The following is a 16,098-nucleotide window of genomic DNA, read 5'->3' as shown; positions in this document are numbered from 1 at the left end:
AATGACCGATCGTACTATTTTTACGTGAATTACACGCATTGTCTAAAATAAGATAATATGTGTAAATGAAAAAAACGCCCGAACAGCAAAACCTGCTCGAACAGATGCAGCAAGTCGCCGACGGCCTGGGCAGGACCCTGGCGCCGTTCTGCGAAGTGGTGCTGCACGATTTGACCGATCCCGAGCACGCCATTTTAGCGATCCATAACAACCTGTCCGGCCGCAGCATCGGCGCGCCGGCGACGGAGCTGGGCTTGGCGCGCGCCGCCGATCCCGATATCGCCCAGGTCATCGCCAACTATCCCAACACCTTTGCCGACGGCCGCCGCGCCAAGAGTACCTCGATCGGCATCAAGGATAGCACCGGGCAGTACGTGGCCGCGCTGTGCATGAATGTCGACCTGACGGTGTTCCGCAGCCTGAACACCTTGCTGACACAGTTCAGTTCGGTCGACAACGATTCCGCCATCCGCGAGACGCTGGAGCCGGCCGGCGCGGATGCACTGCGCGCCCGCATCGACCAGTTTGCCGCGCGTCTGGCCACCACGCCGCGCGCGCTCAAAGCGGACGAGCGCAAGGCGCTGATGCGCGAGCTGAAAGAGTCCGGCCTGAGCGACGTGCGCCGCGCCATGGACATCGTCGCCAATTACCTCAACGTCTCCCGCGCCACGGTGTACAACGATGCCAGATAACGCCCAACTGTTGTTGCTGGACCGCGACCAGGCCGCCGCGCTATTGCAACCGGAACTGGTGCTGGCCGCCGTGCGCGAAGCCTTCCTGCTGCACGCTAGTGGCGAAGGCCGCATCTTCCCGCTGGTGCGCGAAGTCCTGCCGGCCGGCGTGTTCGGCATCAAATCCGGCGGCGTGATGCAGCAGGAGCTGCTGGGCATGAAGGCCGCCGGTTTCTGGCCCGGCAACCGCCAGCACGGCGCCGACGGCCATCAGGCCACCATCATGTTGTTCGATCCGTCTAGCGGACGGCCGCAATGCCTGATCGACGGCAACGCCGTCACCACCACCCGCACCGCGGCGGCGGGCGCGCTGGGCCTGCTGGCATTGGCGCGGCGCGACAGCACGGCGCTGTGCGTGTTCGGTACCGGCGTGCAGGCTGCGGCGCATGTGGACTACGCGCTGCGCGTGCTGCCCGCCTTGCGCAGCGTGCGCTACCTGACCTCCGACGGCCGCCGCGATCCGCAGTTTGAAGCGCGCTTCGCGCAGCGCTGCGACATCGCCCCCGGCGCCAGCACCGACGCGGCGGTGGCCGACAGCGACATCGTCATCACCGCCACGCCCGGACGCGGCCCGCTGTTCGCGGCGCAGGCCGTGCGTCCCGGCACCCATTTGAACTGCGTCGGCAGCGACACGCGCGGCAAGCGCGAGCTGCCGGAAGGCTTGCCGGCGCGGGCGCGCGTCTGGGCCGACGATTTGACGCAGGCGCTCACCATCGGCGAGCTGCAATGGGCGCCGCAAACGCCGGCGCAGGAATTCGGCACGCTGCTGGCCGCAGGTGGGCGCGCGCGCCACGGCATCGCGGCGGACACCGTCACGCTGTTCGACATGACGGGTATCGCCCTGCAGGATCTTTCGGTGGCGCGCATGCTGCAGCAGCGCGCTTTGGCAACTGGCACAGGCACGAACATCGCCTGGCCCTGGTAATGACAAGGACTATGATGAGCGAACTGAAACTTCCAACCTACGCCGACGTGGTCGCCGCCTCGGAACGCATCGCCGGCCACGCGCACCGCACGCCGGTGGCCACCTCGCGCACCGCCAACGAGGAACTGGGCGCCGAGGTGTTCTTCAAGTGCGAGAACTTGCAGCGCATGGGCGCGTTCAAATTCCGTGGCGGCTACAACGCGCTGGCGCGCTTCGACGATGTGCAGCGCCGCGCAGGCGTGGTGGCCTTCTCGTCCGGCAATCACGCGCAGGCGATCGCGCTGTCGGCCCGGCTGATGGGTATACCCGCCACCATCATCATGCCGCACGACGCGCCGGCTTCGAAGGTCGCCGCCACGCGCGGCTACGGCGCTGAGGTGGTGCTCTATGACCGCTACACCGAAGACCGCGAACAGATCGGCCGCGACCTGGCAAGCAAGCACGGCCTGACGCTGATCCCGCCCTACGACCATCCCGACGTGATCGCAGGGCAGGGTACGGCGGCCAAGGAATTGTTCGAGGAAGTGGGGCATCTCGATGCGCTGTTCGTCTGCCTGGGCGGCGGCGGCCTGCTGAGCGGCTCGGCGCTGTCGGCGCGCGCGATCTCGCCGTCGACCAAAATCTACGGCGTGGAACCGGAAGCGGGCAACGACGGCCAGCAATCCTTCCGCAGCGGCAGCATCGTGCACATCGATACGCCCAAGACCATCGCCGACGGCGCGCAGACCCAGCATCTGGGCAATCTGACCTTCCCCATCATCCAGCGCGATGTCGACGATATCCTGACCGTCAGCGACGAACAGCTGCGCGCCGAAATGCGTTTCTTCGCCGCCCGCATGAAGATGGTGGTGGAGCCGACCGGCTGCCTGGGCTTCGCCGCCGCGCGCGCCATGAAGGAGCAGCTGCGCGGCAAGCGCGTGGGCGTCATCATCAGCGGCGGCAATGTCGATATCGAGCGCTACGCCGCCTTGCTGGCGCCGTAATCAGGCGTACTTCTTCAGCTTGAAATCGCGCAGCACTTCGCGTGCGGCGTTGTGGCCCGGCGCGCCGGTCACGCCGCCGCCCGGATGCGTGCCCGCGCCGCAGGTGTAGAGCCCGGCGATCGGGCCGCGATAGTCGGCATGGCCCAGCATGGGGCGCGCCGAGAACAGCTGGTCCAGCCCCAGCGCGCCGTGGAAGATATCGCCGCCGACCAGGCCGAAGGTGCGCTCCAGGTCGAGCGGACTCATGATCTGCCGGCCCAGCACCGAGGCCTTGAAGTTGGGCGCGTAGCTGTTGACGGTGTCTATCATCAGGTCGGCCACGGTATCGCGGTGATCGTCCCAGCTGGCGCCGTCGGGCAGTTGCGGCGCCACGTGCTGGCAGAACAGGCTGGCGACATGCTGGCCGGGCGGCGCCAGCGTCGGGTCCAGCGTCGACGGGATCAGCACCTCCACAATCGGCTTGCGCGACCAGCCGAGCGCGCGCGCGTCGTGATAGGCGCGCTCCATGTAGTCCAGGCTGGGGGCGATGATGATGCCGCTGCCATGGTGTTCCGCCATCTGCTTGCCGGGCAGGCAGCTGAAATCCGGCAGTTCCGACAGCGCCACATTCATGCGGAAGGTGCCGGAGCCGCAACGCCAGCCTTCCATGCGGCGCAGGAAGTCGGCGGGCAGGGCGGCCGCGTCGACCAGCGAGGTGTACAGCAAGCGCGGATTGAGATTGGACACCACCACCCGCGCATCGAGCCGCTCACCGCGCGCGGTGACGACGCCCACGGCGCGGCCCTTATCCAGCAGCACTTCCCGCACGCCACAGTCAGTGCGGATCTCGACGCCGCTGGCCTCGGCCGAGCGCGCCATCGCCTGCGTGATCGCGCCCATGCCGCCAATGGCGTGGCCCCACGCGCCTTTCTTGCCGTTCACCTCGCCGAATACATGATGCAGCAGCACGTAGGCCGAGCCGGGCGTGTACGGACTGGCGTAGTTGCCGACGATGCTGTCGAAGCCGTAGGCGGCCTTGATCGGCGCGCTGTCGAACCAGCCGTCCAGATAGTCGCCGGCCGATTTGGTGAACAGGTCGAGCAATTCGCGCTGGGTGGCGATGGGCAGTTTGCGCAGACGGTTGCCCAGGCTGCCGGCCTTGAACAGCTCTGGCAGGGCGCTGAGCCAGCCGCCCTGGACCACGTTGGGCGGCGTTTGCAGCACGGTGTCGCGCAGCAGGGCGGCGGCCGTTTCCAGGTGCTCGGCGTAGGCTTGCAGGCGGCCGGCGTCGCGTGGGGAGAACTTCGCCACTTCGGCCTCGGTCTGGCCGGCGCCTATTTTCAGGTAGCGGCCGTCTTCCAGCGGCAGGAAGTTCGACAGCGGGCGCTCGACGATGCGCAAGCCGTGCCTGGCCAGCTCCAGATCGGCGATCACCTTGGGATTGAGCAGCGACACGGTGTACGCGGCCACGGAGTTGCGGAAGCCCGGATGGAATTCCTCCGTCACGGCCGCGCCGCCGACCACGGAGCGCCGCTCCAGCACCGTGACTTTCAAGCCGGCCTTGGCCAGATAGTGGGCACACACCAGGCCGTTGTGGCCGCCGCCGATAATCACTACGTCGCGCATCAGATCACTCCTTGAACTCAGAACCTCCATTGTGCGGACGGCTTCGGCAAATTGCATTGCGCAGGGCGACGAATTGCGCGAAAATTATTGTCAAAATGACGAATATTTCAGCAAAAGGAAAGCATGGACGAGATCGACCAACAACTGCTGGCGCTGCTACGCGAAAACGCGCGCGCCACCACGACCGAGCTGGCGCGCAAGCTGGGGATGTCGCGCACGACGGTGCAAAGCCGAATCGAGCGGCTGGAACGCTCAGGCGTGGTGATCGGCTACACGGTGCGCACCAGCGCCGACTATCAGGCGGGGCTGGTGCGCGCGCTGGTGATGATTACGGCCACGCCCAAGCTGACGCCCGCCATTGAGCGGGCCTTGCGCCGCGTCGCCCAGGTGCGCACGCTGCATTCGGTGAACGGCATTTACGACTTCATCGCCGGCGTTGAGGCGGCATCGGTGGAAGAGCTGGATGGCGTGGTGGACCGCATCGGCGCGCTGGATGGCGTGGAGCGCACCACGACATCGATCATGATGACCACGCGTATCGACCGCTGATAAAAAAAAGCCGCGCGGTTTGCACCGTGCGGCTTTTTGCTTGGCAGTTGGCTTTATCAGGCAGCCGGCAGCTTGGCGAATTGCTCGCGCATCTTGTCCAGCGTGGCCGAGAAGTTGGCAACGCGTTCCTTCTCCTGCGCCACCACCTCGGCCGGTGCGCGGGCGACGAAGCTTTCGTTCGACAGCTTGCCGTTGGCCTTGTTGATCTCGCCTTCAACGCGGGCGATCTCCTTGGCCAGACGCTCACGCTCGGCCTTCACATCGATCTCCACCTTCAGCATCAGCTTGGTCGTGCCGACGATGGACACGGCGGCCGGCGATTCCGGCAGCGCATCCACGATCTGCACTTCGGCCAGCTTGCCCAGCGACTGGATGTACGGTGCGAACACTTCCATCGCCGCCTTGTCGGCCGCATTGGTCGGTTCGACGATCAGCGGCACGCGCAGCGACGGCGCCAGCTGCATTTCGCCGCGCAGGTTGCGGGTCGCGTCGGTCAGCGCCTTCAGCTGCTGCATCCACGCCTCGGCCGATTCATCGATGGCGGCGGTGTTGGCGATCGGGTAAGGCTGGGTCATGATCGAGTCGCCGGTCTTGCCTGCCAGCGGCGCGACGGCCTGCCACAGCGCTTCGGTGACGAACGGGATGACCGGATGCGCCAGGCGCAGCACCACCTCCAGCACGCGCAGCAGCGTGTGGCGGGTGGCGCGTTGCTGGCCTTCGGTGCCGCTCTGTACCTGGACCTTGGCCACTTCCAGATACCAGTCGCAGTACTCGTCCCAGACGAACTTGTAGATGGTCGAGGCGATGTTGTCGAAGCGGTAGTCTTCGAAGCCCTTGGCCACGTCCAGCTCGGCTTTTTGCAGCAGCGAGATGATCCACTTGTCGGCGTTCGACAGATCTGCCACGCTGGCGCTGCAATCCTTGCCTTCGGTGTTCATCAGCACGAAGCGGGTGGCGTTCCACAGCTTGTTGCAGAAGTTGCGATAGCCTTCGGCGCGGCCCAGGTCGAAGTTGATGTTGCGGCCCAGCGAGGCGTACGACGCCATCGTGAAGCGCACCGCGTCCGTACCGTAGGCGGCGATACCTTCCGGGAATTCCTTGCGGGTGGCCTTGGCGATCTTCTCGGCCGCTTTCGGGTTCATCAGGCCGGTGGTGCGTTTTTCCACCAGCGCATCGATGCCGATGCCGTCGATCAGGTCGATCGGGTCCAGCGTATTGCCCTTGGACTTGGACATCTTCTGGCCGGTCGAATCGCGCACCAGGCCGTGAACGTACACGGTCTCGAACGGCACCTTGCCGGTGAAGTGCGCGGTCATCATGACCATGCGCGCCACCCAGAAGAAGATGATGTCGAAGCCCGTGACCAGCACCGACGACGGCAGGAAGGCCTTGATATCAGGCGTTTCTTCCGGCCAGCCCAGCGTGGAGAACGGCACCAGCGCGGACGAGAACCACGTGTCGAGCACGTCGTTGTCGCGGCGCAGCGGGCCGGTCACGCCCTTGGCGGCCGCTTGCGCGATCGCTTCGGCTTCGGTCTTGGCGACGAAGATGTTGCCGGCGTCGTCGTACCAGGCCGGGATCTGGTGGCCCCACCACAGCTGGCGCGAGATGCACCAGTCCTGGATGTTGTTGAGCCACTGGTTGTAGGTGGTGCTCCAGTTTTCCGGCACGAACTTGATCTCGCCGTTGGCGACCTTGTCCAGCGCGGTTTCGGCGATCGATTTGCCCGGGAAGAAAGTGCCTTCCGGCGCCGGCTTGCTCATGGCGACGAACCACTGGTCGGTCAGCATCGGCTCGATGATGACGCCGGTGCGGTCGCCGCGCGGCACCATCAGCTTGTGCGGCTTGACTTGTTCCAGCAAGCCTTGCGCGTCCAGGTCGGCGACGATCTGCTTGCGGGCCACGAAGCGGTCCATGCCGCGATAGGCTTGCGGCGCTTCATCGTTGATCTTCGCTTCCAGCGTCATGATGGTCAGCAGCGGCAGCTTGTGGCGCTGGCCCACGGCGTAGTCGTTCAGGTCGTGCGCAGGGGTGATCTTGACGCAGCCGGTGCCGAATTCCTTGTCGACGTATTCGTCGGCGATGATAGGGATTTCGCGGTCGGTCAGCGGCAGCTTCAGCATCTTGCCGACCAGCGGCAGGTAGCGCTCGTCGGTCGGGTCCACCGCCACGGCGACGTCGCCCAGCATGGTTTCAGGACGGGTGGTGGCGACGGTCAGCGTGCCGCTGCCATCGGCCAGCGGGTACTTGATGTACCACATCGAGCCATCTTCCTCTTCCGACACCACTTCCAGGTCCGAGACGGCGGTGCCCAGCACCGGATCCCAGTTGACCAGGCGCTTGCCGCGGTAGATCAGGCCTTGCTCGTGCAGGCGGACGAAGACGTCGGTGACGACTTTCGAGCGCGGCTCGTCCATCGTGAAGTACTCGCGCTGCCAGTCCGGCGACGCGCCCAGGCGGCGCATCTGGCCGGTGATGGTGGAGCCGGATTTCTCTTTCCATTCCCAGACTTTCTTGACGAACTCTTCGCGGCCGAGGTCGTGGCGCGAGATTTTCTGTGCGTCCAGCTGGCGCTCCACCACGATCTGGGTGGCGATGCCGGCGTGGTCGGTGCCCGGGATCCAGGCGGTGTTATGGCCCAGCATGCGATGGTAGCGGGTCAGGCCGTCCATGATGGTCTGGTTGAAGGCATGGCCCATGTGCAGGGTGCCGGTCACGTTCGGCGGCGGCAGCTGGATGCTGAAAGAAGGTTTGCCGGCGTCGAGGGTGGCGGTGTAGTAACCGCGCTGTTCCCACTCGGTACGCCAGAATTGTTCAATGTCGGCAGGCTCGAAAGACTTGGCTAATTCCATGATTTGGCTGATTAAATTTGGGAAAACAGCCATTATAGATGACGCGGCAAGCCATGCGCAGATTCGAGGCTGCTTGGTGGCTTGTTAAACTCTGGACATTTGCGGCCAGGATGTCGAATTCTGGAATTTTTTTGACTCGTCTCCGTCAAAGGCATACCGTTGTCGGCCCCGATAATGGTTTTAATGACAAGGAGACGGAAATGACAACACGCATCATTGCTGTGCTGATCGCTGGTTTATTCGCCGGTGCATCGGCTTCCGCGCTGGCCCAGTCCAACAAGATCTGGATCAGCGTCGGCGACGCCGCCTATGCCCAGTTGCAAAAGGTGGCGCCGCAGGTGCAGGCGCGCGAGAGCCGCGCCACGTTTGCCGCTTCGGCGGGGCAGGAAAAGCTGCACCTGGTCGAGGTCGACGAGCAGCAGATGCTGTCGCTGTCGGCCGCCGTGCACCAGAAGCTGCGCCGCTGCGGTGGCTTCATGTTCCATGCCAGCGAGGCGGCCGGCCTGGCCGCGCTGTCGCCGGCCAAGGACCAGGCCCGCAGCGCGCAACTGGCCGCCATCCGGCCGTCGTACGTGATCGACCAGCAAAGCGTGGTCAATCCCATGCTGAGCCAGATGCAGGCCAGTAACATCGGCCAGACCATCGTCGACATGTCGTCCTACGCCAACCGCTACTACACCACCAACAACGGCGTCAACGCGTCCAACTGGCTCAAGCAGCGCTGGACCACGATGGCCGCCGGCCGCAGCGACATCGCCGTGACCCAATACACGCACGCATCGTGGCCGCAGAAATCGGTGATCCTGACCATCACCGGCACCGACAATCCGAACGAAGTGGTGGTGCTGGGCGGCCACCTCGACTCGATCAACCAGTCCGGCACCAGCGAGACCACCAAGGCGCCCGGCGCCGACGACGACGCTTCCGGCATCGCCAGCCTGACCGAGGTGTTGCGGGTGATGGTGGCCAGCGGCTACAAGCCGCGCCGCACCATCAAGCTGATCGGCTACGCCGCCGAGGAAGTGGGCCTGCGCGGCTCGCAGGACATCGCCCAGAACCACAAGGCCAACAACGTCAACGTGGTCGGCGTGATGCAGCTCGACATGACCAACTACAAGGGCTCGGTCAACGACATCTACCTGTACACCGACTACACCGATAATGCGCAGAACACCTTCGTCGGCAATCTGATCACGACCTATCTGCCGACCTTGAAAATCGGCTACGACAAATGCGGCTACGCCTGCTCGGACCATGCGTCGTGGACCTCGGCCGGCTACTGGTCGTCGATGCCGTTCGAGGCGGCGATGGGCGAGGATGATCCCTACATCCACACCGCCAACGACACCTACGCCAACACCGGCAACCAGGCCGACCACGCGCTGAAGTTCGCGCGCATGGCACTGGCTTACGCTGTCGAGCTGGGCAGCGACGGCGCCGGCGTGACGCCGCCGGGCGACCACACCGAGACCTTCACCGGCACGCTGACCAAGGGCCAGACCCGTGCCTACGGTCCGTACAAGGTGGCGGCCAACGGCAGCTTCAAGGCCGCGCTCAGCGGCAGCGGCGACACCGACCTGTACGTGCGCAAGGCCGGCACGCCGACCACCACCAGCTACGACTGCAAGTCCGACGGCCCGACCAGCACCGAGAATTGCAGCGTGTCGTACACGGCCGCCGGCAATGCCTATGTACTGCTGAACGGCTACACCGCGTCCAGCTACACGCTGACCGTGACGTATCCGCCGCAGTAACGCACGTCGGGGCGGCCGGCCTGTTGTTGCGGCCGCCCCACCTGGGGTATTCTTGAGCGAACCATAACAGGAGACCCCGATGCCCAGCTTTGAAACCGTCACCCTCAGCGTTGAAAACCATATCGCCACCGTGCGTCTGAACCGCCCGGAGAAACTGAACGCGATGAACCTGGCGATGTGGAACGATATCCGCAGCGTGTTCCAGTACATCGACGCCACGCCGGAGATCCGCGTGGCGGTGCTGGAAGGGGAGGGCAAGGCCTTCACATCCGGCATCGACCTGCAAATGATGATGGGCCTGGGCGCGCAGATCCACGACGATTGCGACGGCCGCACGCGCGAGAAGCTGCGCCGCGTGATCCTCGACCTGCAGGACACCCTGACCAGCCTGGAGCGCTGCCGCAAGCCGGTGCTGGCGGCCGTGCACGGCGCCTGTGTCGGCGGCGGCATCGACCTGATCACCTGTGCCGACATGCGCTACTGCTCGGCCGACGCCTGGTTCACCATCAAGGAAATCGATATCGGCATGACGGCCGACGTGGGCACCTTGCAACGCCTGCCCAAACTGATCGGCGACGGCATGGCGCGCGAACTGGCCTACACGGCGCGCAAGGTCGATGCTGCCGAGGCCAAAGAGATCCGCCTGGTCAATCGCGTGTTCGACACGCCGGAAGCGCTGCGCGAGGGCGTGCACGCGATCGCCGCCGAGATCGCCGCCAAGGCGCCGCTGGCGATCCGCGGCGTGAAGGAAATGATCACCTACGCCCGCGATCACACGGTAGCAGACGGCCTCAACTACAACGCCACCTGGAACGCCGCCATGCTGATGTCGGCCGACCTGCAGGAAGCGATGATGTCCGGCATGAGCAAGCGGCCGCCGACGTTCAAGGACTAAACCGGCGCGGCGGCAGCCGCCATGACGACATTGTTCTTGCCGCCGCGCTTGGCTTCGTACATGGCGCGGTCGGCGCGGGCCAGCAGCGCGTCCAGGTCTTCGGCGTCGCCCGGCTGGTGGATGGCGATGCCGATGCTGGCGCTCAGGTTGACGGTGGCGGTCTTCAGCACGAACGGCTCGCGCAGTAGCGGCATTATCTTGCGGCCCATCTCTTCCGCCGCGGCCGCGTCGCTGAGGTTTTCCAGGATCGCGACGAACTCATCGCCGGCCAGCCGCGCCACGGTGTCGGTGCGCCGCACGGCGCCGACGATGCGCTGGCCGAACTGGCGCAGCAGCTCGTCGCCTTCCTCATGCCCGTGGGTGTCGTTGACGTTCTTGAATCCATCCAGGTCGAGGAACAGCACCGCGCACGGCTGGCGCATGCGGGTCACGCGCGCCATCGCCGCGGGCAGCGCCTGCATCAGCGCGCGCCGGTTCGGCAGCCCGGTCAGCACGTCGCGCATGACCAGCTGCTCCAGCTCGGCGGTGCGCCGGGCCACCGTGCTTTCCAGTTGTTCGTTCATGGTTTGCAGCAGGTCCACGTGGCGCGCTTCGCTGTGCACCATGTCCCGCATCGCCCGCGACAATACCTGCGCTTCGCGGAAGCCGTCGATCGCCGGCACTTCCGGCAGCGGCTGGCCCTCTTCGACGGCCTTGGCGCGCTGTTCGATGGTGCGGCTCAGCCTGTCCATCGGCCGCGTCAGCCGGCGCGCCAGGAAGGCGGCGACCAGCGCCATCGCCGCGCCCGCAGCCACGCTCAGCCACAATATCAACTGCTCCAGCTGGCGCGAGGCGGCCATCGCCACCTGCTCCGGCTGCCGCACCAGCACCGACCATTGCAGGGTGGCGGTGTCGCCGCTCTGCCCGGTCTGGCTGTAGCCGGTCAGGTAGACCTTGCCGTCCGGCCAGGTCTCGCGGATGGCGCCGGTCTGGCCGGCCTGCGCCAGTTGCAGGCTGTTGGTGTTGAGTTTCTTTTCCTCCATGCCCACCGGCCCCAGCAGGACGGTGGCGTCGTTGCGCACCACCAGGATTTCAGCGCCGTATTCGCGCAGCGCCGGTGTGAGCAGATTGCGCGCCAGGCGGCGCGCCCAGTTCCAGCTCATGTGCACGCCCAGCACGCCCCACGGCTGGCCGTCGGCGCGCCGCACCGGCGCCGCCACGTCGATGAAGCGCCACGGGTCGGCCGCCTGCGGCAGCAGTTTGCCGAGCAGCAGTGCGGGATGATAGTCGATGGTGCGCAAGCCGCCCTGGCCGGCCTTGAACCACGGGCGCGCGCTGACGTCGGCGTTTTCCAGCAAGCCGTGGGCGGAGGCGAACACCTTGCCGTCCTGGCCGGCGATGCCGATCCAGGCGTAGTCGGGGAAGCTGTCCTGCAGGCTGTCGAGCACGGCGCGCGCGGCGGCCGGGTCGCGCGCTTCGCGCACCTGGGCCAGCGCCGTCACCAGCTGGACGTCGCCGGCCGCCTTGCTGACCACGCGGTTGAGCGAGTCGCGCATCTGCCAGGACAGCTGCTGCAGCCGCAGCTCGGCTTCCTTGCCGGCGTAGTTGGTGGCGAAGTGGTCGACCAGCGCCAGTTGCAGCGCCGTACTCAGCGCCACCGTGGCGCAGACGCCCAGCGTCACCAGCGTTGCCAGCCTCAGCCGTTTGCGCGGCTGGCCCGTCTCTGTTTTATTTTTCATACACCTAGGCTAGCGACGAGTCATACAAATAGCAAGCTAACCAGTATTTTTTGCGCAACGTTGAAAGGCGGGGGTATAATCGTCCCGCTGCCGCAAGGCGGCACACGCTAGGGGTCCTGCGCATCATTGCGATGCGCGGGTGAGAAATACCCTCCGAACCTGATCTGGATAATGCCAGCGAAGGGAAGCTTAGGACATCGCCGCCACACCCTGTGGAGAGGCACCGTCCAACCTCCTTTGCTGGCTCCTGTAGCTAACGAAGGAGCCAAATGAACGCCAATCCTAAATTCCTCTCCGCCACCGCCACGGTGGACGAGGCAGCCATCAAGCCCTTACCGAATTCCCGCAAAGTCTACGTCGAAGGCAGCCGTCCCGACATCCGCGTGCCGATGCGCGAAATCACCCAGGCCGACACCCCGGCCTCGTTCGGTTTCGAAGCCAATCCGCCGATCTACGTCTACGATACCTCCGGCCCGTACACCGACCCGGACGCCACCATCGACATCCGCTCCGGCCTGGCCGCGACCCCGCGCCTGCCGTGGATACTGGAGCGCGATGACACCGAAGAACTGGACGGCCCGACCTCCGAATACGGCCAGGCCCGCCTCGCCGATCCGGCCCTGGCCGAGCTGCGCTTCAACCTGCACCGCAAGCCGCGCCGCGCCCGTGAAGGCAAGAACGTCACGCAGATGCACTACGCGCGCCAGGGCATCATCACGCCGGAGATGGAGTTCGTCGCCATCCGCGAAAACCTGCGCCGCCAGGAATACCTGGAAAACCTGAAGAACTCCGGCCCGATGGGCCAGCGCCTGGCCGACCTGATGGGCCGCCAGCATCCGGGCCAGTCCTTCGGCGCCAGCATCCCGGCCACCATCACGCCGGAATTCGTGCGCGAGGAAATCGCCCGCGGCCGCGCCATCATCCCGGCCAACATCAACCACCCGGAAATCGAACCGATGATTATCGGCCGCAATTTCCTCGTGAAGATCAACGCCAACATCGGCAATTCCGCCGTCACCTCGTCGATCGGCGAGGAAGTCGAGAAAATGACCTGGGCCATCCGCTGGGGCGGCGACAACGTCATGGACCTGTCCACCGGCAAGCACATCCACGAAACGCGCGAGTGGATCATCCGCAACAGCCCGGTCCCCATCGGCACCGTGCCGATCTACCAGGCGCTGGAAAAAGTCAACGGCAAGGCCGAAGACCTGACCTGGGAAATCTTCCGCGACACGCTGATCGAGCAGGCCGAGCAGGGCGTCGACTACTTCACCATCCACGCCGGCGTGCTGCTGCGCTACGTGCCGATGACGGCCAAGCGCCTGACCGGCATCGTCTCGCGCGGCGGCTCCATCATGGCCAAGTGGTGCCTGGCGCATCACAAGGAATCCTTCCTGTACACGCACTTCGAAGAGATCTGCCAGATCATGAAGGCTTACGACGTGTCGTTCTCGCTGGGCGACGGCCTGCGCCCGGGCTCGATCTACGACGCCAACGATGAAGCCCAGCTGGGCGAGCTGAAGACCCTGGGCGAACTGACCCAGATCGCCTGGAAGCACGACGTGCAGGTGATGATCGAAGGCCCGGGCCACGTGCCGATGCAGCTCATCAAAGAAAACATGGACCTGCAACTGGAACAGTGCCACGAAGCGCCGTTCTACACGCTCGGCCCGTTGACCACCGATATCGCGCCCGGCTATGACCACATCACCTCCGGCATCGGCGCCGCGCAGATCGGCTGGTACGGCACGGCCATGCTGTGCTATGTCACGCCGAAGGAGCACCTGGGCCTGCCCGACAAGAACGACGTCAAGGACGGCATCATCACCTACAAGATCGCCGCCCACGCGGCCGACCTGGCCAAGGGCCATCCGGGCGCGCAGATCCGCGACAACGCGCTATCCAAGGCGCGCTTCGAGTTCCGCTGGGACGACCAGTTCAACATCGGCCTCGACCCCGACAAGGCGCGCGAGTTCCATGACGAAACCCTGCCCAAGGATTCGGCCAAGGTGGCGCACTTCTGCTCGATGTGCGGCCCGCATTTCTGCTCGATGAAGATCACGCAGGAAGTGCGCGAGTTCGCCGCCGCCAACGGCATGAGCGACGGCGCGGCGCTGCAGCAGGGCATGCAGGTCAAGGCGGTGGAGTTCATCAAGAACGGCGCCGAACTGTATCGCAAGCTGTGAGGCCGGCATGATCGACATCGAATTGAACGGCGCCCCGCACCAGGTGCCGCCACGCCAGACGCTCAATGAACTGGTCGACGCTTTGTCGTTGACCGGGCAGGCGCTGGCGCTGGCGGTCAACCGCGCGGTGGTGCCGCGCCAGCAGTGGCCGCAGCGCGAGCTGCAGCCGCAGGACAAGGTCGACATCGTGCGCGCCATCGGCGGCGGTTAAACACATCAAGGAATCATCATGAACCATCAAGACTTGCTCACCATCGCAGGCAAGAGCTACACATCGCGGCTGCTGGTCGGCAGCGGCAAGTACAAGGACTTGCAACAGACCCGCGAGGCGACCGACGCCGCCGAAGCGGAAATCATCACCGTGGCCATCCGCCGCGTCAACATCGGCCAGGATCCGAAGGCGCCCAGCCTGCTGGACGTGCTGCCGCCGTCGCAGTACACCATCCTGCCCAACACGGCCGGCTGCTACACCGCCAAGGACGCCGTCTACACGCTGCAGATGGCGCGTGAACTGCTGAACGGCCACAAGCTGGTCAAGCTGGAAGTGCTGGGCGACGAAAAGACGCTGTTCCCGCACATGCCGGAAACGCTGGTGGCCGCCGAGGCGCTGGTCAAGGACGGCTTCGACGTCATGGTGTATTGCAGCGACGATCCGATCCAGGCCAGGATCCTGGAGGAGATCGGCTGCGTGGCGGTGATGCCGCTGGCTTCGCTGATCGGCTCCGGCATGGGCATCCTCAATCCGTGGAACCTGTCGCTGATTATCGAGCAGGCCAAGGTGCCGGTGCTGGTCGACGCCGGCGTCGGCACGGCCTCGGACGCGGCCATCGCCATGGAGCTGGGCTGCGACGGCGTGCTGATGAACACCGCCATCGCCGGCGCGCAGGATCCGGTACGCATGGCGCGCGCCATGAAGCTGGGCGTGCAGGCCGGCCGCGAGGCTTACCTGGCCGGCCGCATCGCCCGCAAGTTCGCAGCCTCGCCGTCGTCGCCGATGGCGGGCCGGCTGGCATGAGCGTGCCCTTGTCCGCCGAACTGGCCGCGCAGCTGATGGCGCAACTGGTGGCGCGGCCGTGCGTGCTGGTGTTCGCCGGACTCGATCCGTCGGGCGGCGCCGGCATCGCGGCCGACCTGCAATCGGTGGCCGGGCAGGGCGCGCACGCGCTCACCGTGGCCACCGCGCTGACGGTGCAGGACAACGACCGCGTCTACGGCGTGCAGCCGGTCGACGGCGACATGGTGCTGCGTCAGGCCCAGGCGCTGGTCGACAAGGTGACGGTGCGGGCGGTGAAGATCGGCATTCCCGGCAGCGCCGCCAACGCGCTGGCGATCGCCGACATCATCACCCGCCTGCGTGTCCGCCAGCCGGAGCTGCCGGTGGTGCTGGACCCGGTGCTGGCCAGCGGCCACGGCGACCTGCTGTCGCGCGACGACGCCGTGCAGGCGCTGGCGCCGCTGCTGCCATTGGTGACGGTGCTCACGCCCAACGGCCCGGAGGCGCTGGCGCTGACCGGCGCCGCCGACCCGTCCGCGCAGGCGCAGGCCTTGCGCGCGCGCGGCTGCCGCCATGTGCTGATCACCGGCGGCCACGATGTTGGCATCGACCGCGGCGATGAAGTAATCAACCGCTGGTTCGGCCCGGGCGCGGCGCCGATGCAGCGGCTGTCCGATCCCGGCCCGCAGGAAGATTCGCGCAACTGGAACTGGCCGCGTTTGAGCGGCGCCTTCCACGGCAGCGGCTGCACGCTGGCCTCGGCCATCGCCGGCCAGCTGGCGCTGGGCATGCCGATGGAGCGCTCGCTGGAACTGGCGCAGCAGTATTGCTACCGTTCGCTGCGCGGCGCCTACACCGTCGCCTCCGGCCAGCGCATTCCGCAGCGCCTACCCCACATCTGAGAGG

Annotated in this window: 13 protein-coding genes and 1 riboswitch; of the genes, 10 read left to right on the top strand and 3 right to left on the bottom strand. The window is 65.8% G+C overall.

All coding sequences use genetic code 11. From position 1 onward, the window contains the following. Nucleotides 1-65 precede the first annotated feature (65 nt). The 3 genes from GEV02_RS23240 to GEV02_RS23230 are packed head-to-tail and all read left to right on the top strand — an operon-like array spanning nt 66 to nt 2,639. On the top strand, nt 66-692 hold the full coding sequence (locus GEV02_RS23240; RefSeq protein WP_152840342.1) for a helix-turn-helix transcriptional regulator: 627 nt from the start codon (nt 66-68) through the stop codon (nt 690-692). After that, entirely contained in the window at nt 682-1,656 is a 975-nt protein-coding gene (locus GEV02_RS23235) for an ornithine cyclodeaminase family protein (protein WP_152840341.1), read from the top strand. Before GEV02_RS23240 ends, GEV02_RS23235 begins: the two co-directional genes overlap by 11 nt. Before the next feature lie 14 nt (nt 1,657-1,670). Continuing rightward, the gene (locus tag GEV02_RS23230) at nt 1,671-2,639 is read left to right on the top strand and encodes a threo-3-hydroxy-L-aspartate ammonia-lyase (RefSeq protein WP_152840339.1); all 969 of its coding nucleotides are present in this window, start codon (nt 1,671-1,673) and stop codon (nt 2,637-2,639) included. Here GEV02_RS23230 and GEV02_RS23225 read toward each other — a convergent pair whose 3' ends face one another. Beyond that, nucleotides 2,640-4,244, bottom strand: a complete 1,605-nt coding sequence (locus GEV02_RS23225) for a phytoene desaturase family protein (protein ID WP_152840338.1) — start codon at nt 4,242-4,244, stop codon at nt 2,640-2,642. Nucleotides 4,245-4,367: 123 nt separating this feature from the next. Between GEV02_RS23225 and GEV02_RS23220 the strand changes: the two genes are divergently transcribed. Then, nucleotides 4,368-4,793 carry an Lrp/AsnC family transcriptional regulator gene (locus tag GEV02_RS23220; protein WP_070271115.1) on the top strand — a complete coding sequence of 142 codons (426 nt, stop codon included), beginning with the start codon at nt 4,368-4,370 and terminating at the stop codon, nt 4,791-4,793. Between the two features lie 56 nt (nt 4,794-4,849). Here GEV02_RS23220 and GEV02_RS23215 read toward each other — a convergent pair whose 3' ends face one another. Next, a complete protein-coding gene (locus GEV02_RS23215) occupies nt 4,850-7,645 on the bottom strand; it encodes a valine--tRNA ligase (protein ID WP_152840337.1) in 2,796 nt (931 codons plus the stop codon). A 200-nt stretch (nt 7,646-7,845) separates the two neighbouring features. Here GEV02_RS23215 and GEV02_RS23210 point away from each other — a divergent pair, with 200 nt between their 5' ends. Together GEV02_RS23210 and GEV02_RS23205 are read left to right on the top strand one after the other, a co-directional pair. Beyond that, nucleotides 7,846-9,399: a M20/M25/M40 family metallo-hydrolase gene (locus tag GEV02_RS23210; RefSeq protein ID WP_152840336.1), complete on the top strand. Its 1,554-nt coding sequence runs from the start codon at nt 7,846-7,848 to the stop codon at nt 9,397-9,399. A gap of 79 nt (nt 9,400-9,478) precedes the next feature. Beyond that, nucleotides 9,479-10,294: a crotonase/enoyl-CoA hydratase family protein gene (locus GEV02_RS23205; protein ID WP_152840335.1), complete on the top strand. Its 816-nt coding sequence runs from the start codon at nt 9,479-9,481 to the stop codon at nt 10,292-10,294. On the opposite strand, the gene GEV02_RS23200 is transcribed toward GEV02_RS23205, so the two are convergent. Beyond that, nucleotides 10,291-12,012 (bottom strand): sensor domain-containing diguanylate cyclase, encoded by a 1,722-nt coding sequence (locus tag GEV02_RS23200; RefSeq protein ID WP_152840334.1) that lies wholly within the window; start codon nt 12,010-12,012, stop codon nt 10,291-10,293. The two genes, GEV02_RS23205 and GEV02_RS23200, sit on opposite strands and share 4 nt — an antisense overlap. A 99-nt stretch (nt 12,013-12,111) precedes the next feature. Continuing rightward, a riboswitch (TPP riboswitch) is annotated at nt 12,112-12,215 on the top strand. A gap of 66 nt (nt 12,216-12,281) precedes the next feature. Here GEV02_RS23200 and thiC point away from each other — a divergent pair. From thiC to thiD, 4 genes are read left to right on the top strand one after another with little or no spacing between them, the layout of a single operon-like run. Next, entirely contained in the window at nt 12,282-14,198 is a 1,917-nt protein-coding gene (gene thiC, locus GEV02_RS23195; RefSeq protein WP_152840333.1) for a phosphomethylpyrimidine synthase ThiC, read from the top strand. A 7-nt stretch (nt 14,199-14,205) separates the two neighbouring features. Continuing rightward, complete coding sequence (thiS, locus tag GEV02_RS23190) at nt 14,206-14,409, top strand: sulfur carrier protein ThiS (protein ID WP_152840332.1); 204 nt, start codon at nt 14,206-14,208, stop codon at nt 14,407-14,409. 18 nt (nt 14,410-14,427) lie between these two features. Next, nucleotides 14,428-15,213, top strand: a complete 786-nt coding sequence (locus GEV02_RS23185; protein ID WP_152840331.1) for a thiazole synthase — start codon at nt 14,428-14,430, stop codon at nt 15,211-15,213. Then, on the top strand, nt 15,210-16,094 hold the full coding sequence (gene thiD, locus GEV02_RS23180) for a bifunctional hydroxymethylpyrimidine kinase/phosphomethylpyrimidine kinase (RefSeq protein ID WP_152840330.1): 885 nt from the start codon (nt 15,210-15,212) through the stop codon (nt 16,092-16,094). Before GEV02_RS23185 ends, thiD begins: the two co-directional genes overlap by 4 nt. Nucleotides 16,095-16,098: the final 4 nt, after the last annotated feature.

The organism is Rugamonas aquatica (assembly GCF_009380215.1).
GTDB classification, from domain to species: Bacteria; Pseudomonadota; Gammaproteobacteria; order Burkholderiales; family Burkholderiaceae_D; genus Rugamonas; species Rugamonas aquatica_B.
This window is presented reverse-complemented; position numbering and strand designations above follow the sequence as displayed.